Annotated in this window: 18 protein-coding genes; 5 read left to right on the plus strand and 13 right to left on the minus strand. The window is 73.4% G+C overall.

Annotated features, from left to right (window positions below; translation table 11 throughout):
* Window positions 1–100 precede the first annotated feature (100 nt).
* Window positions 101–1,402 carry a TIM44-like domain-containing protein gene (locus tag ACIQF6_RS01820; protein WP_400888817.1) on the plus strand — a complete coding sequence of 434 codons (1,302 nt, stop codon included), beginning with the start codon at window positions 101–103 and terminating at the stop codon, window positions 1,400–1,402.
* A gap of 46 nt (window positions 1,403–1,448) precedes the next feature.
* Here ACIQF6_RS01820 and ACIQF6_RS01825 read toward each other — a convergent pair whose 3' ends face one another.
* The 6 genes from ACIQF6_RS01825 to ACIQF6_RS01850 all read right to left on the minus strand — a co-directional run bounded on the left by ACIQF6_RS01825 (window position 1,449) and on the right by ACIQF6_RS01850 (window position 6,304).
* Entirely contained in the window at window positions 1,449–2,819 is a 1,371-nt protein-coding gene (locus tag ACIQF6_RS01825; RefSeq protein ID WP_400888820.1) for a hypothetical protein, read from the minus strand.
* Window positions 2,820–2,997: 178 nt separating this feature from the next.
* On the minus strand, window positions 2,998–3,483 hold the full coding sequence (locus tag ACIQF6_RS01830; RefSeq protein ID WP_400888823.1) for an SsgA family sporulation/cell division regulator: 486 nt from the start codon (window positions 3,481–3,483) through the stop codon (window positions 2,998–3,000).
* A 505-nt stretch (window positions 3,484–3,988) separates the two neighbouring features.
* A complete protein-coding gene (locus ACIQF6_RS01835; protein ID WP_400888826.1) occupies window positions 3,989–5,098 on the minus strand; it encodes a hypothetical protein in 1,110 nt (369 codons plus the stop codon).
* 58 nt (window positions 5,099–5,156) lie between these two features.
* Window positions 5,157–5,882 (minus strand): hypothetical protein, encoded by a 726-nt coding sequence (locus tag ACIQF6_RS01840; RefSeq protein ID WP_400888828.1) that lies wholly within the window; start codon window positions 5,880–5,882, stop codon window positions 5,157–5,159.
* Window positions 5,843–6,073 carry a hypothetical protein gene (locus ACIQF6_RS01845; RefSeq protein ID WP_400888831.1) on the minus strand — a complete coding sequence of 77 codons (231 nt, stop codon included), beginning with the start codon at window positions 6,071–6,073 and terminating at the stop codon, window positions 5,843–5,845. Before ACIQF6_RS01845 ends, ACIQF6_RS01840 begins: the two co-directional genes overlap by 40 nt.
* A gap of 21 nt (window positions 6,074–6,094) precedes the next feature.
* A complete protein-coding gene (locus ACIQF6_RS01850; protein ID WP_400888834.1) occupies window positions 6,095–6,304 on the minus strand; it encodes an RNA polymerase sigma factor in 210 nt (69 codons plus the stop codon).
* 273 nt (window positions 6,305–6,577) lie between these two features.
* Here ACIQF6_RS01850 and ACIQF6_RS01855 point away from each other — a divergent pair, with 273 nt between their 5' ends.
* Complete coding sequence (locus ACIQF6_RS01855) at window positions 6,578–7,246, plus strand: DUF4241 domain-containing protein (protein WP_400888837.1); 669 nt, start codon at window positions 6,578–6,580, stop codon at window positions 7,244–7,246.
* A gap of 113 nt (window positions 7,247–7,359) precedes the next feature.
* On the opposite strand, the gene ACIQF6_RS01860 is transcribed toward ACIQF6_RS01855, so the two are convergent.
* The 7 genes from ACIQF6_RS01860 to ACIQF6_RS01890 all read right to left on the minus strand — a co-directional run bounded on the left by ACIQF6_RS01860 (window position 7,360) and on the right by ACIQF6_RS01890 (window position 15,388).
* Entirely contained in the window at window positions 7,360–7,992 is a 633-nt protein-coding gene (locus ACIQF6_RS01860) for a DJ-1/PfpI family protein (RefSeq protein WP_400888840.1), read from the minus strand.
* A gap of 32 nt (window positions 7,993–8,024) precedes the next feature.
* Window positions 8,025–8,960: a GlxA family transcriptional regulator gene (locus ACIQF6_RS01865; protein WP_400888843.1), complete on the minus strand. Its 936-nt coding sequence runs from the start codon at window positions 8,958–8,960 to the stop codon at window positions 8,025–8,027.
* Between the two features lie 163 nt (window positions 8,961–9,123).
* Window positions 9,124–9,474, minus strand: a complete 351-nt coding sequence (locus tag ACIQF6_RS01870) for a VOC family protein (protein WP_400888846.1) — start codon at window positions 9,472–9,474, stop codon at window positions 9,124–9,126.
* Window positions 9,475–9,669: 195 nt separating this feature from the next.
* Window positions 9,670–12,276, minus strand: coding sequence for a collagenase (locus ACIQF6_RS01875; RefSeq protein ID WP_400888849.1), 2,607 nt, complete (start codon window positions 12,274–12,276; stop codon window positions 9,670–9,672).
* A 242-nt stretch (window positions 12,277–12,518) separates the two neighbouring features.
* The gene (locus ACIQF6_RS01880; RefSeq protein WP_400888852.1) at window positions 12,519–13,442 is read right to left on the minus strand and encodes a LysR family transcriptional regulator; all 924 of its coding nucleotides are present in this window, start codon (window positions 13,440–13,442) and stop codon (window positions 12,519–12,521) included.
* A gap of 479 nt (window positions 13,443–13,921) precedes the next feature.
* Window positions 13,922–14,656, minus strand: a complete 735-nt coding sequence (locus ACIQF6_RS01885) for a PIG-L deacetylase family protein (protein WP_400888855.1) — start codon at window positions 14,654–14,656, stop codon at window positions 13,922–13,924.
* 132 nt (window positions 14,657–14,788) lie between these two features.
* Window positions 14,789–15,388: a TetR/AcrR family transcriptional regulator gene (locus ACIQF6_RS01890; RefSeq protein WP_400888858.1), complete on the minus strand. Its 600-nt coding sequence runs from the start codon at window positions 15,386–15,388 to the stop codon at window positions 14,789–14,791.
* Window positions 15,389–15,473: 85 nt separating this feature from the next.
* On the opposite strand from ACIQF6_RS01890, the gene ACIQF6_RS01895 reads away from it, so the two are divergent.
* From ACIQF6_RS01895 to ACIQF6_RS01905, 3 genes are all read left to right on the plus strand, one after another.
* Complete coding sequence (locus ACIQF6_RS01895) at window positions 15,474–16,484, plus strand: hypothetical protein (RefSeq protein ID WP_400888861.1); 1,011 nt, start codon at window positions 15,474–15,476, stop codon at window positions 16,482–16,484.
* Window positions 16,485–17,029: 545 nt separating this feature from the next.
* On the plus strand, window positions 17,030–19,723 hold the full coding sequence (locus ACIQF6_RS01900; RefSeq protein ID WP_400888865.1) for a nitrate- and nitrite sensing domain-containing protein: 2,694 nt from the start codon (window positions 17,030–17,032) through the stop codon (window positions 19,721–19,723).
* Entirely contained in the window at window positions 19,720–20,157 is a 438-nt protein-coding gene (locus ACIQF6_RS01905; RefSeq protein WP_400888868.1) for a roadblock/LC7 domain-containing protein, read from the plus strand. The genes ACIQF6_RS01900 and ACIQF6_RS01905 overlap by 4 nt, the downstream gene beginning before the upstream one ends.
* Window positions 20,158–20,179 lie beyond the last annotated feature (22 nt).

Genomic DNA, 20,179 nt, shown 5'->3' on the forward strand with positions numbered 1-20,179 from the left:
CGACCCCGGAGCCACCCGGGCGGCCCAGCTTGTAGGCTCGCGAGGAACAGCTCCGAATTCTTGAAGGGGGAGCCCCGTGCGCGCCCGTCGCTCGATAACTGTGGTCGCTGGAGTCGTCGCGCTGAGCAGCCCGGCGGTCGCGTACGCCCGTGGCGGTGGCGGTAGTCACGGGTTCACCGGCGGCGGTGGCGGGGGCGGCGGCAGCACCTTCCACGGGTCCACCGGCGGCGGCTTCGGCTACGGTTTCGTGGCCGGTGGCGGCGGTGGCGGGATCTTCCCCCTGCTGGTCGTCGTGGCCATCCTCCTCCTGGTCATGTGGATCAAGTACCGGCGCCGGAAGGCGAAGGAGGCGGCCGACCTGAACACGGTGTCGGACCGTACGGCGCACCGCGCGGACGAGCAGGCACGCGAGCGCGCCGCCCAGATCGGGGCCCGGGTCGACGCCATCGCCGACACCGACCCGAGCTTCAACCGGGCCGCCCTCGAAAGCCGGGCCGTCTGGCTGTACACGACCGCCCAGCAGGCCTGGACCCGCAACGACCACGCCATGCTGCAGCAGATCCTCTCCCCGGTGCTCTACGGCAAGTGGGCCGAAGAGCTGCGCGACTACGAGTCGCGCGGCGAGATCAACGTGGTGGAGATCGTCTCCGGCCCGGTGGTCGAACTGGTCGACGTCGCGAACCGCGCGGGCGAGGTCAACGACACCGTCACCTTCCGGATCACCGCGACGCTCAACGACTACGTGCGCCGCACCTACGGCACGGACTCCGTGCGCAAGGACGGCTCGACCCGCCCGGTCGAGTACTGGACGCTGCGCAAGAACCAGGCCGGCGAGTGGATCGTATCGTCGATCGAGCAGGCGGCCGAGGGCGCGTACCACCTGACCAACGCCATTGAGACGGACAGCTGGGACCAGAAGGAGATCGCCCGCGAGGCGGTCCTCGAGGTCGCCGGGAACACCGCGGTCAGGGGCGCGGGCGACATCCTGTCGCTCACCAACATCTCCTGGAGCACGGACGCGGACGCCGCCGTCGGCGACCTGAGCGTGCTCGACGGCCGGTTCGACAAGGCCGTACTCGAGGTCTCCGTCGAGCGGTTCCTCGAAGAGTGGGTCATGAACGACGGCAGCCTGGACTTCACGTCCGTGCGCACGGTCAACCGGACCGTCATGCGCAACGCCGTCGTCAAGTCGGTCACGGTGCGCTCGCTGCTCTCTCGTGACCCGATCGTCTTCCGGGTCTCGGTCGACGCGGAGGGCGTCTACTACGAGGTCGACCGGCGCACCGAGCAGGTGCTCCGCGGCGACGCACGCGAGCGCAGGCCGATCACCTTCGCGTTCGACCTCCGCCTGGACGACACGTCGACCAACGCGTGGACCGTGGTCGCCACCAACGTGGAGTAGACCGATCCCACGGCGGGGCCGACGTCCTGGGACGCGGCCCCGGACCCTAACCGCCCAGGCGGGCGAAGCGGCCCTCCAGTCGGGAGAGTTGGAGCGAGGTGGCCGGCGAGCGCAGGGCGTCCTGGCGCTCGCGGAAACTCGTGTACGCCCGCCTGGCCTGGTGGATGTTGCCCGCGTCCAGCTCCAGGTGGGCCAGCTGGAGCAGCGACACCCCGATGGTCCGGTGCTCGCCCGTCGGGCGGGCCCGCAGTGACGCCCGCAGGTAGGACAGCGAGAGCTCGGTGGCGCGCAGGGAACGGTGGACCTGCGCCGCCTGGTACAGGAGTGCCGGCTCCGGATACTGGTGCGGACCGCCCTCCGCCACCGACCGGGCCGCCCACTGCTGGGCCTCCTCCAGGAATCGCAGCGCCTCGTCGGACTGCCGCAGCCGGGCCGCCGCCACCGCCTGCTGCGCCACCACGAACGCCCGCACCCCCGGCGCGGTGTCCGACGGCAGGTGCTCGGCCGCCGCGTCCGCCAGCCGGGACGCGTACGCCTGGTGCCCCAGCGCCCCCGCCTGGGTGCTCTGGTCGCGCAGCGCCATCGCCTGCGCCTGCCCGTCCTGCGCCTCCGCCGCCAGCCGGTAGGCGAACCGGTAGTGCCGCTGCGCCTCCCCGTGCCGGTTGTCGTCGGTGTACGTCCGTCCCACCAGGCGCACCAACTGGGAGGCGGCGACCAGGAGTTCGCGGTGCCGAAGGTCGCCGGCGGAGGACGTCAGCCAGGGCAGCACGTGGTCTCGCAGGTACCCCAGCAGCGGGCTGCGGGCGATTGCGCCGCCGTACCCGTCGTAGTGCCGCGCCCCGAACGCCGTCATCTCCCGTACCGCCTCGACCTGCCGCGACCCCACCCGCTCCGGGCCGGAGCGGCGCAGCACCGGTGCGAGCCGGGTGGGCGGAACGGAGGGAACGGACAGGACGGATGGGCCGGGGGAGGGCGGGGGAGCGGTCGCGGGTGCCGACGGGGGAGAGCTGCGGGGGGCCGGGAGCAGTCGGATTCGGAACAGCGGAGGCTGAAACGTTTCGTCCGAGGGGTCGCCGGAGTACGGCCTGGCGTGCAGTCGGCGCAGGCCCGTCAGCGCGTCTGCCGGCTCCGGGTCGAGGTCGTCGCCGGCGGCCGACTCGGCCGACCGGAGGCCGAGATCCGTCCGCGTGACCGGACGGCCCAGCCGCCGGGCGAACGCCTCCTCCAGCAGTTGCGGGCCCGGGTGCCGGGGCTGGGTGCCCGACAGCCAGTGCGCCACCGTGGTCCGGTCGTAGCCGACGCTGAACCCGCTCTCCCGGGCCACCTTCTGCAGGGCCGCCGCCAGGGCGGGCCCGTTCCACCCGGCCTCCGCCATGCGGCTGCGCAGCGCGAGATTGGGTCCACGGACGTGCGGCATCGACAACTCCTCGGGCGGACTGCCGAGAGGCCGGCCTTCGGAGCTCGGGAAGTCGTACGGTCGGCGTCGGCGGCGTATCCAGGTTTCGCAAAGCCCCCTGTTCAACGCGCGGGAGGGGAAATCGGTGCGGCGGAGGCAGAGGAGGCGGGGCGGAGGCGAAGACGGGGGTGCGCGGGGCTCACTCCGGCTGGGGCCGGTCGCGGTGCGCCGGTGGTCCGTCGTCCAGCAGGCGGTGCAGCAGGGCGCCGGTGTCCAGGTGCTGGTACTCCGTCCCCGGCGGCACCACCCGGTAGGACAGCCGCAGGAAGTCCCGGACCGGCGCGGACGGGGTGTACAGCACGGCGGTGTGCCCCGGGGTGTTGAGTGCGATCGCCAGCAGCTCCGGGTCGGAGCCGGACCGGCGGACCGTCACGTCGCCGATGCCCGCCCGCCCGTTCAGGCCCTCGGCGAGCAGCTCGCGGCCGAACAGCCAGGTGATCGGCTCCTCCAGGTCGGCGTGGCAGTCCAGGTGCACCGCGTACGGGTCGGACCGGTGGTAGCGCAGTCGGGCCGGGACGCTGACCTGTAGTCCCGGGCACGGGCAGACGGTGACGTCCAGCCGCAGGACGCAGTCCGGTTCGTCGGCGGGCCGGAGCCAGGTGCTCGGCGTGTTCTGGTGGGTCACCGGGTCTCCCTCGGGTGGACGGACGCGGACGGGGTGGCGGCCTCGGGGGCGGAGGGGCATTCGGGGGGCGTGCTGCGTGCGGTGCGCGCGGGGGGTGTGGTGAAGGCGGTGCGCGCGGGCACGGGGGCGCGTCCGCGGCGTGCGGGCGCGGGGGTGGGCTTCGGGGCGGCGGGTTCGATCTGCGTGGCGCAGTCGGAGAGCCGGGGCGGGGCGGCCGGTCGGGGCCGCTCCCGGTCGATCGGCCCGGGCGCGGGGCGGCCGGACCGGCGCCGGAGGGGCACCGACCCGGCGTAGATCGGGGACTGCTGAATCGTTTCGTCGCTGACGCCCGTCGGGGCCAGGGGATCGGCACTCACGTTCGGGGATAACGACCGAACCCGGGGGCGGTCACGGCGCTTTGCGGTCCAGGTCGCCGCCCCGCGCGCGAGCGCAGCGGAAGGGGGCGCGCTCCGATCGGAGCGCGCTGGTGGTCCGACGGGGCGTCAGCCGGTGGTCCGGCGGGGCGTCAGCCGGTGGTGGCGTGGGTCGCGGCGACGGCGCGGGCGTGGTCGAAGGCGCGGACCGGGTGGTGGGTGGAGGTCCAGGGGTGGGCGCCGCACCAGGGGCCGAGCTCGCGGAACTGGTCCAGCGCCAGCCCGGGCTGACGGGACACCAGCGCGAAGTGCGCCAACAGGTGCCGCAGCAGCGGGAGCTGGTCGTGCGGTGCCGGGACGGCGGCCAGCGCCGATGCCACGGCGGGCAGCAGCTCGTGCAGGCGGGCCGCGTCGGGCAGGCCGGACAGGCCGTGCCGCTGCTCCAGCTCGGTCAGCGCCTGGAGGTACAGCCCGGGCAGCACGGAACCGGGCGGGGCGGTGCGGACCGCGCCCTCGGCGAACCGCAGCATCAGCGCGTCGCTGCCGTGCCACTTGGCACACCAGTACTGCATCGCCTGCCAGTGCCCGGCCACGTGGTGCGGGGCGCGCGCGGTCAACTCCTGCCACAGCGCGCTGAACCGGCGCCGGTTCAGCGGGACGCCGCGGGCCGTGGTGACCAGCACCACCCACGGCCCGGGGTCGCGCGGGTCCAGCTCGGCGGCCTCCCGGGCGGCCGCGTTCGCCTCGCCCAGAACGGACTTGAACGCGGCCAGCTGCTCGGCCGGGACCTGGTGGGCGACGGCGCTGCCGCGCACCTCCCAGGCGCGCTGCACCAGCAGCCGCGCGTACACGGTGGTGGCGGCGCACGCCTCGGTGCCGGACGCCCGCCATTCGGTCAGCCAGGCGTCGCGTTCGGCCGCCACCCGGGTCAGGAAGTCCAGCCGGGACCACCGTTCGTCCCAGTCCTCGCCGGCCGCCGCCACGTACGCCGCGGCGGCCCGCCAGCCGCCGGCCAGGCAGGAGTCGGCCAGTGCCTCCAGCTCCTTCCGCCGCAGCAGCGGCAGGGGCGGCCCGGCGCGCCCCGGGTCCAGCTCCGCGCTCGACACCAGCCCGTACTGCCTGGGATCGAACCCGTCGGGGACGGGCGCCGTCGGCGGCTGTGCCGGCGCCGCCACCGGCATCGGCACGCCGCCGCCGTTCCACCGCCGACGGGTCAGCAGCGAGAGCAGCAGGGCGATACCGAACACCAGAACGGGGGTCATGTCGAGAATGATCTCCCACCCGGCGCGGCGCCCGGCACCCGCACGCCGGTCGGACCGGTCAGCGGCCGGCGGTGGGGACTGCGGTGGGGACCGCGGTGGGGTCTGCGGTCGGGGTCGCGGTGGGGACTGTGGCCGGGGCCGCGGTGGCCGACGGGTACAGGTCGGCCAGCGGGTTGTTGAACGTCGCGGCGGGCATGCAGGCGGGGGCCGGATCCGTCATCAGCCCGGCCTCCAACTGCCGGAACCCGTTCTCGGGGCTGGTCACGGCCAGCGGAAGGTGGATGAAGAGCCGCACGCCCGGCTTGAGCGCCCCGGGGCGCACCGTGAGGACCTGCGCGTGCCCGTCCGAGGAGATGTCCCGGCCGAAGTAGGCCGCCCGGCTCCGGCTGTCCCCGTTCAGGGCCCGGAGTGCGGCGTCCGAGGTGTCGACGGGCGGCGAGTTCGGCTTCGGGGCCTGGCAGCCGGGCTCGCCCGCGTAGACGCGGCTGGGCACGCCGAGCCGGTCCAGGTCGCTCTGGAGCCGGGCCACGTCGACCGGCTCGTTCTGGTTCAGCACGGTGAGCGCGACGGTGCCCTCGCCGGTGTTCTGCAAGGTGTACGCGACCTGGCCGGCCTCCAGCGGCGACGGGCTGCCGCCGACCGCGACGGTGTGGTGGCCGGGCGCGGAGCCCAGGTCGGCCCCGGTGGCGAACACGGCCGCGGCCGCGGCGGCGGCCAGGCCGACCGGAACGGCCCGCCGCAGCATCAGGTTGCTGCGCCGGCGGCGTGGTCCAGGCTCTCCCACACGCACAGCGCGAACACCTCCCGTTCGGCCGGACGCAGTCGCTCCAGGGCGGCCTTCGCCGCGCGCAGCTGCTCGGCGTCGGCGATCCGGCCGGTCAGCTCGACGGCGAAGTCCGGAGCGTCCTCGCGCGGCGGCAGTTCGGCCGGCGCCTCCCGGTGGCGGCGTGCGGCCCGCCGCGAGTTGCGGAACACGTTGGTGGCGATGCCCAGCAGTCACGGCCGCAGACTCCCGTCCTCGGGCTCCACCCGGGCGCGCAGGCGCCAGGCCTCCAGGAATGTCGGTGAGACCACGTCCTCGGCGACCGACCGGTCCGCGGTCATCCGGAGCGCGTGCCGGTGCACGGCGCCGGCGTGCTCCTCGAAGACCTGGCCGAAGGCCTTCGGATCCCCGGCTCTGATCCGCGCGCGTATCGAATTCTCCACACCTGTGCCTGTCCGGTCCCGGCGGGCCGCTGCCGTGATCCGCGCCACAGAGTCCGCCGCAGTGACGCCGCCGGAACCGGCGCCACGTCATTGATCGGGCCTGGCCCGGGGTTCGGCCGTCCGTCCGCCGGGGCCCGGGCCGTTTCGGGGCCGGGGCGGGAGGGGCGCTACCGTGGGGGCCGCGCGCGGGTGGTGTTCGTCCGACGATCTGTCCGGAAAAGCCCGTTCGCGTCCGGTCCGTGAGCGACGAGCGCGACGAGAGCGAGCCCCCTGATGCCCCTTGCTGCCCCCGACGTGGCGCGACTGTTCACTCCGGGCAGCCAGTACGACCTCGGAAGTGACCGGACGGCCACCGTGGTTGCGCTGCCCGAGACCGAACTCGCGCTCCCCACCGGGCGGTTGGTGGCCTGTGACCCGGTGGTGGGCCTGGTGGACGAGAACGAACCGTTCCTCGTCGTGGTGCCCCCGGGCCGCTACCCCGTCACGCTGGCCGTGGTCGAGGTGCGCAACGCGTACGGCCCCGGTTCCTCGGACACCCGGACGGCCGCCGCCCTGCTGCGGGTCGGCGACCGTCCGGCGGTGTGGTGGCAACTGGCGTTGAGCGAAGGCCAGGACGAACAGGCGCTCGGCCAGGACGACTTCTTCGGCTACGGCGTGGACGCGGGTGCCGGCTGCTTCCTGGACGCGTCCGCCGTCGGCCCGATCGGCGAACTGGTCGAACAGGACGCCGACCCGGTCGTCGACGCCATCCACGACGCCGGCCACCGCCCCGCCACCGTCGCCGACCCCGCGACCGGCCACACCATGGTGGCCTTCCGGACGGGCTGGGGCGACGGCCACTACCCGACCTGGGTGGGCCACGCCGAGGACGGCCAAGTCGTGTGCTTCGTCAGCGAGTTCTTCGTCGTCCCGCAGCCCGGACGCGGCCCCGCGGCGGGGTGACCGGGCCCGGGCGACGCGCCGTACGGCGCTCACTGGGCTGCGGGGCTCACGGGGCTCACGGGGCTGCGGGGCTCACTGGGCCGCGGGGCTTATGGCGTTCCGGGGCCGCGGGGTCAGCTCGGGATGGCGTATTGGGCGCGGACCGCGTCGACCACGGCGGGCGGGGCGGTCCGGGTGGAGCCGGCGGTGTAGGGCGGCTGCGGGTCGTACTCGGTGAGCAGCTGGATGCCCTGGGCGGTCTCGGCGTCGTGGATCCGGCCCACCAGGTGCAGGGCGAGGTCGATGCCGGACGAGACGCCTGCGGCGGTCGCGTACTTGCCGTCGAACACCACCCGCTCGTCCACCGGTTCGGCGCCGAACGCGGCCAGCGCCTGCGGCAGGAGCCAGTGGGTGGTGGCGCGGCGGCCGGTGAGCAGCCCGGCGGCGGCCAGCAGGATCGAGCCGGTGCAGACCGAGGTGGTCCAGGTGGTGGTGGCGTCGACGGCGCGCAGCCAGTCGAGCACCTCGGGCCGCTCCTGCTGGTCGAGCGAGCCCGGGCCGCCCGGGACGAGCAGCAGGTCGGCGGCGGTGACTTCGTCGAGCGTCGCGTCGGCGGTGAGCGCGAGGCTGCCCAGGTCGGAGCGGACGGGCCCGCGCCGGGCGGCGGTGAACACCACCTCGGCGCTGGGCATCCGGGCCAGGATCTCGTACGGGCCGACGGCGTCCAGGGCGGTGAAGCGGTCGAAGAGCAGGATGGCGATCTTCATCGGGTGCCTCTCGGGATCGGTGTGACGCCCCGTCAGGATGCTTTGCGGAAGCGTCGGCGGTAGTCGATCGGGCTGACGGCGAGCGTGCGGGCGAACGCGCGGCGCATCGCCTCCGGGTTGCGGTAGCCGCTGCGGCGGGCGACCTGTTCTATGCCGTCGTCGCTGTCCTCCAGTCGGCGGCGGGCCACCTCCAGTCGTACGCCGTCCACGTAGCGGCCGGGGGTGGTGCCGGTCTCGGCGGTGAAGACCCGGGCGAACTGGCGCGGCGACAGCGACGCGCGGCGGGCCAGGGCTTCGACGGACAGGTCGGCGTCCGGATGTTCGGTAATCCAGCTCTGGACGTCGCGCAGCGGCCGGCGGACGGCGAGTTGGGCGGCCAACTGGGTGGAGAACTGGGCCTGGCCGCCCGGGCGGCGCAGGAACACCACCAGGTGCCGGGCGATGCGCAGGGCGAGGTCGCGGCCGTGGTCCTCCTCGACCAGGGCGAGCGCCAGATCGATCCCGGCGGTGATCCCGGCGGAGGTGGTCACCCGCCCGTCCCGGACGTGGATCGGGTCGGGATCGACCGTCACGTCCGGGAACCGGCGGGCCAGTGCCTCGCAGTGCGCCCAGTGCGTGGTGGCCCGCCGCCCGGCCAGCAGCCCCGCCTCGGCGAGCAGGAACGCGCCCGTGCAGACCGACGCCACCCGCTCGGCGCCCTCCGCCAACTCGGCGATCCGGCCGACCAGTTCGGGTGCGGACTGCGGGGCCCCCGGCCCGCCCGGGACGATCAGCGTGCACGGCGGCGCGGCCTGCGCCAGGTCCTCGTCGGGCAGCAGCCGCAGCCCACTGCTCGTCCGCACCGGGAGCCCGCCGGGCGAGGCGGTGCGGATCGGGTAGCCGGCCGCCGCGAGCACCTCCAGCGGGCCGGTGACATCGAGGCTCTGCACCCCGTCGAAGAGCACGAAGAGCACGCTGCGATCGTCCATGCCCCCACCCTCGCCCGTGGCACCGGTTGGCAGCAATGACGTATACCCCACCTTTCCTGCCACTGCGCCCGGACAGCTGCGGCTTGGATCCGCGGTCGGCCCTCGGCCCTCGGCCCGCGGTCGGTCCTCGGTCCTCGGTCGGCGCCGGGCCGGGGTGGTGGCGTCAGTCCGGGTCGTGGCAGAGGCAGAACGGGTGGCCGGCCGGGTCGAGCAGGACCCGGACGTGCGGCTGCGGTTGACGGGCGGCGAGGGTGGCGCCGAGGGCGACGGCGGAGTCCAGGTCGCCGACCTGGAAGTCGAGATGCATCATCGGGCGCTGCTCGCCGTCGACCGGGGGCCGGACCGGGGCCCGGTAGCCGTCGGCCCGCTGGAAGACCAGGAACGGCCCCTGCGGGGAGGCGGCGACGGCGGCGGTGCCGGGCTCCTTGTGGCCGAGGTGCCGGCCGAGCAGTTCGACGTAGAACCTGGCGAGGGCGCCGGGATCGGGGGCCTCGATGGTGGTGCCCCACCACATGCCGGCCGTGCGGGATCTCGTGGCGGCGCACTGTTCCGCACGGCACTGACAGCACCGACAGCACTGGCGGGCCGTCAGGGGCGGTGGCGGGGAGGCCGGGCGGCGGCCGGGCGGTGGCGCGTACGCGGAAAACAGCCGACGGGCAGTCGCGGATGGGAGGCCGCGACTGCCCGTCGGCAGGTGGGGGAGTGGGGGTCAGAACTGCGTGGCCACGGTGACGTTGGAGAAGTCGGTGGCCGCGTAGAGGCTCAGGTAGCGGTAGCCGGCCTGCGGGGTGGTGACGGTGATGGTCTGGGTGGTGCTGTTCGGGGTGGTGGAGGAGGCGGTGTAGGCGCTGGGGGAGGCCCAGGTGGCGTCGTTGTAGTACAGGTACGCGGTGCCGGTGCCGCCGGTGGTGGTGATCTTCAGGGTGCTGGTGCCGGCGGGCAGGTAGACGTACAGGTAGTCGACGCTGCCGGCGGTGCGGGTGCGGCCGGTGCGCTGGCAGTTCTGGCCCATCGCGTCGGTGCGCTGGTCGGTGCAGGTCGGCAGGGTGGTGCCGCCGGTGCCGCCGGTGGTGACGGTGACGCCGGCCGGGGTCGAGGTGGAGCGGCCGGTGGAGTCGGTGACGGTCAGAGCGACGGTGTAGGTGCCGGCCGCGGCGTAGGTGTGCGACGGGTTGCGCTCGTCGGAGGAGCTGCCGTCACCGAAGGTCCAGTGCCAGGAGACCAGCTGCGCGGGCGAGTTGGTGACCACCGAGCGGTCGGTCAGAGTCACCGTCGCGCCGTTCACCGACTGGTCGAACAGCGCGGTCGGGCCGGTGGCGAAGCACGCGCCGGCCGCGCACTGGTTCAGCCAGGCGTCGAAGTCGGCGTCGTACGAGGTGCCGAGGCCGTTGTAGACCGCGTACCCGCCCTGGTAGTCCCCGGTGCGGAAGTGGCCCAGCATGGCGGTCACGTCCGCCGGGTGCTTCTCCATCATGTAGCGCACGGCCAGGTAGCCCCACGGGTAGACCCGGGTGGAGTCCGAGTTGTCGTAGGTGTTCTGGAACAGGGTGCTCAACTTGTAGGTGTGCTTGGCGGCTTCGGTCATCGCCTGGGTGTCCGTCACGCCCCGGTACGCGTACGACTCGTACTCCGCGACGCCCTCGATCCACCAGATGTCCGGGACGGAGATCTCGGTGGCGAAGTTGCCCTTCAGGTCGTAGATGTTGTCCAGGTAGTGCGTGTACTCGTGGTTGAGGTTCCAGACGTTGCCCGCGAAGTCGTCGTTCCACGACTTCTGGTACATGATCGACACCGGCTGGTTGTTCGGGTCGGTGACGTCCATGATGGTGACGCCGCCGTTGTCGGTGGAGTTGTCCCAGATCGCCCACGAGTACGTCTGGTAGTCCAACGCGCTGGCGAACACCGGAAGTTGAAGAGTCTTTCCGTACTGGCCCGGGATCGGGCCGTTGTCCTTGACCAGGTTGTGGAAGAACGCGTCCTCGCCACGCAGGCTCTCGCACACCGGCTGGAGCTGGGCGACCGTCAGGGCCTGGGCACGCAGCGTCTTGTTGTCGCAGACCAGGACGTTCGGCAGCACCGCGTTGATCAGCTTGTTGGGCAGGTCGCAGGTGCCGTACGTCGAACACTGATTGTTGTCATAGGTGTTGGCCTGGTACGCCACGTGCACGTACAGCGGGCCGCCGGCGCCGACGATCGGCGTCGAGTCGAGGATCTGCTTGACCAGCGGCCGGACCGCCGCCTCGATCGTCGCGCTGTCGCCGGACATCCGGGCCAGGTCGTTGCCCGCGTTGACCTCAAGGAAGGAATTGGCCGTTCCCAGCAGGTCCTTGTGGTTCATGGTGAAGCTGCCGAGGGTGCTGATCAGCGAGGTGTCGGCGTTCAGCGCGTTGACGAAGTCGGTGTTCCAGTTGCCGCGCCACAGCGGGGCGAACAGCACCGCGTTCACCGCGTTCACCATCTTCGGGTACGCGTTGTAGCTGTTGCTGTAGCCGTTCAGCACCTGCTTGTACGTGCCCAGGTAACTCGCCTGCACATTGGCGCTGTCGGTGAGCACCAGCACGTCGTACAGCACCAGGCCGTTGGCGTCCGAGACGTCCTTCCAGTGCTGACCGGCGAAGAACGTGTCCAGGCCCGCCCTGGTGGCGGCGGTCAGCGTCGAGTCGTAGCTGCCGACGCTGCCCGCGTTGTAGGACTGGACGTAGTAGCCGGCCCGCAGGAACTGCACCAGCTGAAGGATGTTGGCGTTGTTGGTGCCGTCGTACGTCGCCGCCAGGTCCTTGAAGGCGTTGGCGACGGTCAGCATGTTCGCCTGCTTGAAGATCGCGCCGGCGTCGCTGCCCGTCACGTTGTACAGCGTCCCGATGCACGCGGTGGTCGAGCCCTTGACGTACGAGACCAGGTCCGCGCCGGAGCGGGATCCGAAATCGGACGGGGTGCAACTCTGCGCGGCCAGCAGGCCCTTGGCGTTCTGCTGCTTCGGCTGCTGGACTGCCGGGCGGGGCGTGGTCTGGACGGCGGTGCCGGCCGGCTGGCCCATCACGGCCTGGCCGAGCAGGGCCGGGGGCAGCGGGGCCGAGACCGGGGCCGGGGCGTCCGGGGCGGCCGCGACGATCGGGCCGAGCGGCTTCGGGACGGCGCCGCCGGGGGCCTTCGCGTCGAGGGCGGAGGCGACGCCGGAGGTGACGGCGGAGGTGATCGGGGCGGCGGCCTTCGACTGTCCGCCGGTGGCCGCGAAGGCCGGGGCGGGCAGCAGGGTGGCCGCCGTGGCGCAACCAGCCAGCAGGCCGGCTGCCAGCGCGGGGAGGGATATGCGCACGCGCACTGCTTCTCCTGTGGGGTGGGGGTGGAGTTGAAGCCGGGGGAGGTGCCGGGGTGGGCACCGGGGCATGTGCTGGGGCTGGGGGAGTGCACCGAGTACGGGCTGGGGAGATGCGGGGGGAACGCATGAATCGTGGCACCGGGGCGAGGGTCAGAACAATGTCACAGGTCATATGACATTGCACTGCGGCGGCATAACATCGGTGGGGAGTTCTTGGTGTCCGACCGGTCGTGCGACCGTCACCGGGCCCGCGGCGGCCGGAACGTCCGGCCCGCCCAGGCATGCAAGTGCGGTGCCTCGGCAGCGAGTTCGCGGCAGGCGGCGGTGGCCGCGGCGAACACGGTGTCGGCGAGCGCCGGACCGAGAGCGGTCCGGCGCCACAGCAGGACGTACCGCAACCAGAGCGGCGCGCCGAGCAGCGGTTTGATGAGAGTGTTCGGGGCCGGCGGCGTGCTCGCCGGGACCAGGGCCGCGCCCAGCCCGGCCGCCACCAGGTCGAGCACCTCCCGCCGCCCGTACGGGAGTTGGCGAACAGCGGCGGGCGCGAACGCCGCCGAGTCGCAGGCCGCCCGGAGGACGGCGGCGTCCACGGCGGGCAGCAGCCAGGTCTCGGCGGCCAGATCGGCGAGGGCGGGCTCCGCGTGATGACGGAGCGGATGGGTGGCGGGCAGCGCGACGAACACCGGCTCGGTGGCGAGAACGCGGGCCGCGAGCGCGGCGGGGACGGGACGTCGGCCGGAGTCGGGACGGTCGAGGGCCAGCGCGAGATCGAACGGCTCGTCGGGGCCGGCGGACAGCGAGAACCGGAGCTCGGGCCGGAGTTGGCGGATCCGGGCCAGCGTGCCGGGCAGCAGCGCCGGACAGTCGGTGGCCAGCCGCAACTCCCGGTGCGGGCGCTCGCCGTTGGCGGCGACGGCATCGCCGAGACGGTCCACCCGGGAGAGCACCTCGCGGGCGGCGGCGAGGACCTCCGCCCCGAAAGTCGTCGGCACGACACCGGTTGCCGTCCGCTCGAACACGACCGCGCCCAAGTGGTGCTCGATCCGCCGCAGTTGGGTGCTGGTGGCGGGCTGCGACGCACCGATGGCCGCCGCCGCCCGCCCGACACTCCCGGTGTCGGCAATCGCGCAGAGCACCCGCAGGTGCCGCAACTCCAACTCCACGGGCCCGGCCCTCCCCTCGCGTGCGGCCCGCCACAAGCACGCCGTTTCGGGTTGACGTGGGGCCGATGGTGTCATTTCACACGCAACATGTCAGATGGTGCGGCTCACCTTCGCCGCTCGTCGGTGCCACGTCAAGCCCGGGGGTGGCGGCGGGGAGCCCCGGACGGCGGGGTCCGCTGCGCGGGGCCGGGGGAGGGGAAGGGCCTGTGAAGCGCGGGGGCGGTGGGGCGGCGAGGGTCCGCTGCGCGGGGCGAGAGTGGGGAAGGGGCGGCGAGGAGCCCCGGGCGGGGGGATCCGCTGCGCGGGGCCGGGGAGGGGGAGGGCCTGTGAGGCGCGGGGGCGGTGGGGCGGTGAGGGTCCGCGCTGCGCGGGGCGAGGGCGGGGAAGGGAGAGGCGGGGAGCCCCGGACGGCGGGGTCCGCTGCGCGGGGGTGCGGTTGATGGGCCGTTCTCCGGCGGGCGAGTTCGGGGGCCTGTCGTTCAGGCTGTCGGTGGGAGCGGGTGGGACTGGTACCACTCGGTCTGCATCAGTCGGTCGCGGACGGCGGGTGGGGCTGCGGCGAGGCGGCCGGGGAGGGCACCGCGGCGGACCTCGGAGTGGTGGGCGAGGACGGCGGCGAGCTTGCGGGGGAGCCAGGGGGTGACGTCGAGGGCCTCGACCGTGGCGTCGGGGACGCTGTGTGCGGTGCGGCCGGGACGCAGCAGGAGGGGGCCCAACTCCTGTGCGGCGCTGTGCGGGTGGGTGGCCAGCAGGAGTCGGCGGACCGGCCACGGGGCGCCGAGTTCGGGGTGGAGACCGGGGAGGGCCGCAGCGTGGACGGCGAGCACCGTCAGACGGTGGGTGTGCCGGTGGTCGGGGTGGCCCGTCAGATTGCCGTACGCGTCGTGGGTGACGACCCAGTCCGGGCGGAACTCCCTCAGGTGGGCGACCAGTCGGTCGACGGCCGGCTCCAGGGGGGCGTCGAGCAGGCGGGGCTGCCCGGGGGCGGAGGCGGGAACCTTGGCGTCCGCGTACCCGAGCAGGCGGGGTGGCCCCGCGCCCAGTTCGGCCAGGGCTGCGGCCAGTTCGGGGATGCGATGGGTGCCCTGCGCCCAGGTGGCCGTCACCACGCCCGTCCGGGCCCCGGCTTCGGCGTGTCGGGCGAGCAGGCCGCCGGCGGCGAGGGATTCGTCGTCGGGGTGCGCGAACACGCCGAGCACGCTGGGGAGTTCCATGCGTTACCGCCTTTACCCTGCGGAAGTTCCGTCTCCCGGCAGGGTGTCCGGTTCGTCCCTGGGGGAAACCGCAGCGTCGGGAGGGCGGTCGACAGGGGTCGGACGGCGGCCGGCGTCCCGGTCCCCGGGGGGTCAGGGGTGCTGCGGGCAGTGGCAGAGGGTGTCGTAGGCGTCGGTGAGGGCTGCGGCGAGTTCGGTGGTGACGGTGTGGGGTGGGTCGCCGGCCAGGATTCGGCGGCGGAGCTCGCGGAGTGTGGCGCGGTGGGTGGCGGCGAGTGCGGCGGCCAGGAACGGTGTGCGGGGGGACGGCGGCAGGGCGGCGGCGAGGGCGGTCTCGGCGTGCTCGGCGATCTCGCGTTCGCGGGCGCGCAGCGCGGGACTGCCCTCGATGGTGCGGAAGAACGCGGCGGTGCCGGGGTGGATGCCGAGCGGGTGGCCGTCGGCGACCTGGAGGGCGTCGCGCAGGTCGTCGCGGAGGGCGGCCACGGGGCAGCCGTCGGGCGGGAGGGCGCGGACCACGGCGGCCTGGTGCTGCTCGACCTCGGCCTGCCGGTCGAAGAACAGGTCCTCCTTGGTGGCGAAGTAGTTGAAGACCGTGTTGGTGGAGACACCCGCGTGCCGGGCCACCTCGGCGACGGTGACCTGGTCGAAGCCGCGCTCCAGGAACAGCGGCAGCGCGGCGTCCGCGATGGCGGTCCTGGTCTGCTGCTTCTTGGTCTCGCGAAGGCCCATGCGCCCCATGCTAGGGGAGTGCCCGGAAATGGTAGAGTCACTGAAAAATTGGTGTGACACCAAGAATGTCGAGCCAGGGGGCGAAGTGGACGACGCACAGCGGCAGTTCAGGTTCGGCATCTACCCGGGGGCGCTGCTCGGCGACGAGCGGGGGATCGTGCACCCCGTCAGCCCGGACGACCCACGGCAGGTGGCCGAGGCGCTCGACGCGCTCCAGGGCGCGGAGCCGGAGTTCCTGGTCCGGGTGTACCGGTCGTTCGCGTCCACCGTCGCCGCGCCGGAGCAGACCCCCGGCGGCTGGGAGGCGTACCTGGAGCGGCCGGGGCGGAAGGTCGACCTGGTGCTGCAGTTCCGCGAGCCGACCGGCAGTCGGGACGGGTGGGAGCGGTATGTGCGCGGGCAGGTGCGCGAGCTCGGGGCGCGGCTCGGCTCGGTGCAGATCTGCGAGGAGCCCAACATGGACCTGCCGGTGTTGGACGGCGGCATCCCCGGGGTGCGGGAGGCGCTGGTGGCGGGCGTGGTCGCGGCCAAGGAGGAGGTGCGGATGCTCGGCCTGTCCGCGGAGGTCGGCTTCAACGCGGTGCCGTCGTTCGACCCGGCCGCACCGTTCTGGGACGCGCTCGGCGAGCTCGCCGACGCCCGCTTCCTGGACGCGCTCGACTACGTCGGGCTGGACTTCTTCCCGGACGTGTTCCGTCCCTGCCCGGCGGAGCGGCTGGCCGACACGGTGGCCTGGGTGCTGCACGGCTTCCGGAACACCGACCTGCCCAGGGCGGGCATCCCGGCGACGGTGCCGATCCGGATCTGCGAGAACGGCTGGCCGACCGGCGCCGGGCGATCCGAGCGGGAGCAGGCCCGGGTGCTGGAGACGGTGGTCCGGGCGGTCGCCGGGCAGGCCGCGGCGTTGAACGTCGACGGGTACACGCTGTTCGCGCTGCGCGACGCGGACAGTCGCGGCGACAGCCTGTTCCATGGCTTCGGCCTGCTGCGCGACGACCACACCCGCAAGGAGGCGTTCGACGCCTACCGCCGGCTGATCGCCGAACTCGGGCCTTCGACCCGGAGCGGGGGCGGGAGCCGGCCGGCCGGTAGCTGAGGCAATGTCAAGAGTTTGTGAAAGAAAAGCGGAATGAACCGCTCCGGGCGATTCCCGGGCCGGTCGGGGAGATTTTGGCTGTTCAAGTACGGTTTTCGATATGTTTCGGCAGGGGTCATGCCAGGCTCGACCGGGGGAGCGCTAGACTCCGGAACGGTTCGGCCGGCGGCCCTGACGGATGGTTCGCGGGCCGCTCCGGCGCCGGGTGGGGATTCAGTTCCGGTGCTGGGGCGGGCAGTTCGCGCGAGCCGAGTCGGTCGTGTGCCGAAGAGCCGCCGTGCAGTGGGGTGTTGACCTTCGGGCGGCTCATCGCGCCTGGCCGGAAAGGATGTTGGGACACCGCGGGCGGTGCCGTGTCGGGGCGCCGGACCGCCATGGCGGCTTTATGGGCCGCTATACGGTGATACTAAGATCCACCCGTCAGAGTCCTCATCAGATTCGACCAGTTCTGAACGACTGGCGTCGCCCCCAAGGAGAATGTCCTGCCCACGCGCGCGCCTCGGCGGATCAACAAGGGCCGGCTGTCGCTTCGGGCGACCCTGCTCGTGCTGGCCATCGTCCCTGCGGTGGCGCTGGCCGCCCTGTGGGCAGTCACCAGCGGACAGCTCCTGTACTCCTTCCAGCGACTGGCCGCCCAGGGCATGCTCGCGGAACAGGCCGGCCAGCCGTCCAACATCGTGTACTACAACCTGCAGGAGGAACGGCGCCTGAGCGCCGAAGCCCTCGCCGGTCACAGCGGCGTCACCGGCGCGCTGCGCAGCCAGCGCGCCAAGACCGACGAGGCCGTCGCCACGTTCCAGAAGCTGTCCGGCGTCGAGGCCGGCAGCGCGCCGCAGGAAGTCCGCGACGCCGTCCGGGACGCCCGGTCCGCGATCAACCAGCTGCCCGCGCAGCGCGCCCTGGTGGACAGCGGCAGCGACCAGCAGCAGGCCGCCGTGTACGGCTACTACACCGACCTGATCGCCGTGGACCTGCGGCTGTTCGGCGCCCTCAGCCACGTCGACGACGGCCGGATCACCACCGTCTCCGCGCCGCTCGTCGACCTGTTCTGGGCCAAGGAGATGATCTCCCGCGCCGACGCGCTGCTCGCCCGCGGCTGGGCCACCGGCTCGCTGAGCGTCGAGGACTTCCAGCAGGTCCGGCAGTCCATCTCCGAACAGGACTTCCAGTTCGGCACCAAGGTCGCACCCAACCTGGACGCCACCCAGACCGAGATGTGGCAGCAGATCGTCAACAGCCCGGCCTGGCAGGCCAAGGTCCGCGCCGAGCAGGAGCTGCTGAAGCCCGCCGCGACCGACCGCAGCGGCCGGGTCGTCCTCGCCACCGACAAGGACGCCTGGCGCCAGTCGATGGACGCCCTCAACCCGCAGCTCGTCGGGCTGATGGAGTTCCGCACCGCGTTCATCGTGGAGAAGGCCAAGCGGATCACCCTCGACCTCGCCGTTCGCCTGGGCCTCACCACCCTCGCCGGCCTGATCGCCCTGGTCTCGGTCGGCATCACCAGCTGGCGCCTCACCCGCACGCTGCGCCGCCGCATCGGCGGCCTCCACCAGCAGGCCGAGGAGCTGGAGAAGTCGCTGCCCGAGGTGGTCGAGCGGCTCGGCAACGGCGAGCAGATCGACGTCGAGGAGCAGGTCCGTGCCATCGAGCCCGACCCGTGGGTCCGCACCGAGGACGAACTCGCCAAGCTCGGCGAGGCCTTCAACCTGGCCCGGGCCAGCGCCCTGCAGGCCGCCGTCGCCCAGGCCGAGCAGCACCGCGCCTACGAGCGGCTGCTCCAGCGCATCGCCCGCCGCACCCAGCTGCTGATCGGTCAGCAGCTGAAGAAGCTCGACGAGTTGGAGCGCAAGCACGAGGACCCGGAGATCCTCGAGGGCCTGTTCGACCTTGACCACCTCACCGCCCGACTGCGCCGCTACGAGGAGAACCTGGTCATCCTGGCCGGCGGCACCCCGCACCGGCGCTGGCGCAAGCCCGTCCCGCTGCTGGACGTGATGCGCGCGGCCCAGGGCGAGGTGCAGGACTACCGCCGCGTCATGATCGACCTGGACGGCAGCCCCTGGCTGTCCGAACGCGCCGTCGGCCCGGTCGCCCACGTGCTCGCCGAGCTGATCGAGAACGCGCTCAGCTTCTCCCGCCCGCCGAACCCCGTCGAGGTCCGGGCCGGCCGGGTCAGCCGCGGCATCGCCGTCGAGATCGAGGACCGCGGCCTCGGCATGGACGACGAACAGATCGACGAAGCCAACCTGCTGATGACCCGTCCGCCCAAGGCCGACGTGCTCGCCCGCGGCGACGACATCCGCCTCGGCTTCTATGTGGTCGCCCGGCTCGCCGACCAGAACGGCCTGCGGATCGAGTTCCGCCAGTCCGCGTTCGGCGGCACCCGCGTCGTGGTGCTCGTCCCCGACGAGCTGATCGTCCCCGACCCGACGGCCCGCCCGACCCTGGTCGCCGCGCCGCCCACCGGCGGCCTGCCCACCCGCTCCCGCGGCCGGGCCCTGGCCGGCGTCACCGGCCTCGCCGAGGTGCCCGACCGGGAGAACGCGCTGCTGGAGCTGCACGCCTCGCCCGAGGAGCTGCCCCTCCCGCCGGTCGAGAGCCCGTACCGGGCCGACGACCCGTTCCCGCCGTACGAGCTGTTCGGCGGGCCCGGCCCGGAGCAGACCCCGATCGTCCACGAGCAGCCCTTCGCCGACGCGCAGCAGCCCGCCGAGCACCCCGCCGCCCCGTACGGCGGCCCGGCCGGCGAGTCGATGCCCTACGCGCCGGCGCCCGCCCCGTACGGGCTGCCCGTGCAGTACCGGCCCGAGCCGACCGGCGGCCACCCGCCCGTCCCGTACGAGCCGGCGCCGGCCTCCCCGTTCCCCGCCCCGGGGACCTACCCGGTCCCCGCCCCGGCGGTGCCCGCGCCGTACGTGCCGCTCACCCCGGCACTGCCCGGCGCCGAACCGCCACTGCCGCGCCGCGTCCGCCAGGCCAGCCTGGTCGACGAACTGCGGCTCGACCCGGCCACCGCGCCGGCCGCCCCCGCTCCGCCGCGCTGGGACGAGAACCCGCTGTTCCGACCGGCCCCCCGACGGGCCGGGGCAGCGATCGGTGCGTTCCAGCGGCGGTCCAGAGAGGCGCGGGCCGAAGCCACCCAGCCCACTGCGGACACCACACCGCAGCCCGGCGAGCGGCCGGAGCCCGGAGACACCTGGAACACCCACACCATCCCGACGAGAGAAGACCGGTCATGACGCGCACAACCGCCACCCACCAGGACCTCGACTGGCTGCTGGACGGCCTGGTGGACTCGGTGGCCGGGACGAGGCTCGCCGTCCTGCTCTCCGACGACGGTCTCGTGGTCAGCCACTCCCGCACCATCGAGCGCCCCGACGCCGAACGCCTCGCCGCCATCGCCACCGGCCAGCAGAGCCTGGCCCGCGGCGTCGGCCAGCTGTTCACCGGCGGCCCCGTCCACCAGGTGATCGTCGAACTCGCCGACCTCTGGCTGTTCGTGATCGCCGCCGGCCAGGGCACCCACCTCGCCGTCGTCGCCTCCCAGGACGTCGACGCCGAGGTCATGTCGCTGGCCATGCACAACCTGGTCCAGCAGGTCGGCCAGAAGCTCAGCACCCCGCAGCGCGGCGACTTCGACGCGTTCGCCGCCCGGAGCGGGCAGCGCGGGTGAGCTCGCACTGGGACGAGGACGC

It is taken from the genome of Kitasatospora sp. NPDC092948, assembly GCF_044754805.1.
Lineage (GTDB): Bacteria > Actinomycetota > Actinomycetes > Streptomycetales > Streptomycetaceae > Kitasatospora.

Coding starts and splice junctions, on each gene's coding strand:
- ACIQF6_RS01825 (WP_400888820.1), bottom strand. CDS start 2,819: ATGCCGCACGTCCGTGGACCCAATCTCGCGCTGCGCAGCCGCATGGCG.
- ACIQF6_RS01835 (WP_400888826.1), bottom strand. CDS start 5,098: ATGACCCCCGTTCTGGTGTTCGGTATCGCCCTGCTGCTCTCGCTGCTG.
- ACIQF6_RS01855 (WP_400888837.1), top strand. CDS start 6,578: ATGCCCCTTGCTGCCCCCGACGTGGCGCGACTGTTCACTCCGGGCAGC.
- ACIQF6_RS01860 (WP_400888840.1), bottom strand. CDS start 7,992: ATGAAGATCGCCATCCTGCTCTTCGACCGCTTCACCGCCCTGGACGCC.
- ACIQF6_RS01865 (WP_400888843.1), bottom strand. CDS start 8,960: ATGGACGATCGCAGCGTGCTCTTCGTGCTCTTCGACGGGGTGCAGAGC.
- ACIQF6_RS01870 (WP_400888846.1), bottom strand. CDS start 9,474: ATGTGGTGGGGCACCACCATCGAGGCCCCCGATCCCGGCGCCCTCGCC.
- ACIQF6_RS01885 (WP_400888855.1), bottom strand. CDS start 14,656: ATGGAACTCCCCAGCGTGCTCGGCGTGTTCGCGCACCCCGACGACGAA.
- ACIQF6_RS01890 (WP_400888858.1), bottom strand. CDS start 15,388: ATGGGCCTTCGCGAGACCAAGAAGCAGCAGACCAGGACCGCCATCGCG.
- ACIQF6_RS01905 (WP_400888868.1), top strand. CDS start 19,720: ATGACGCGCACAACCGCCACCCACCAGGACCTCGACTGGCTGCTGGAC.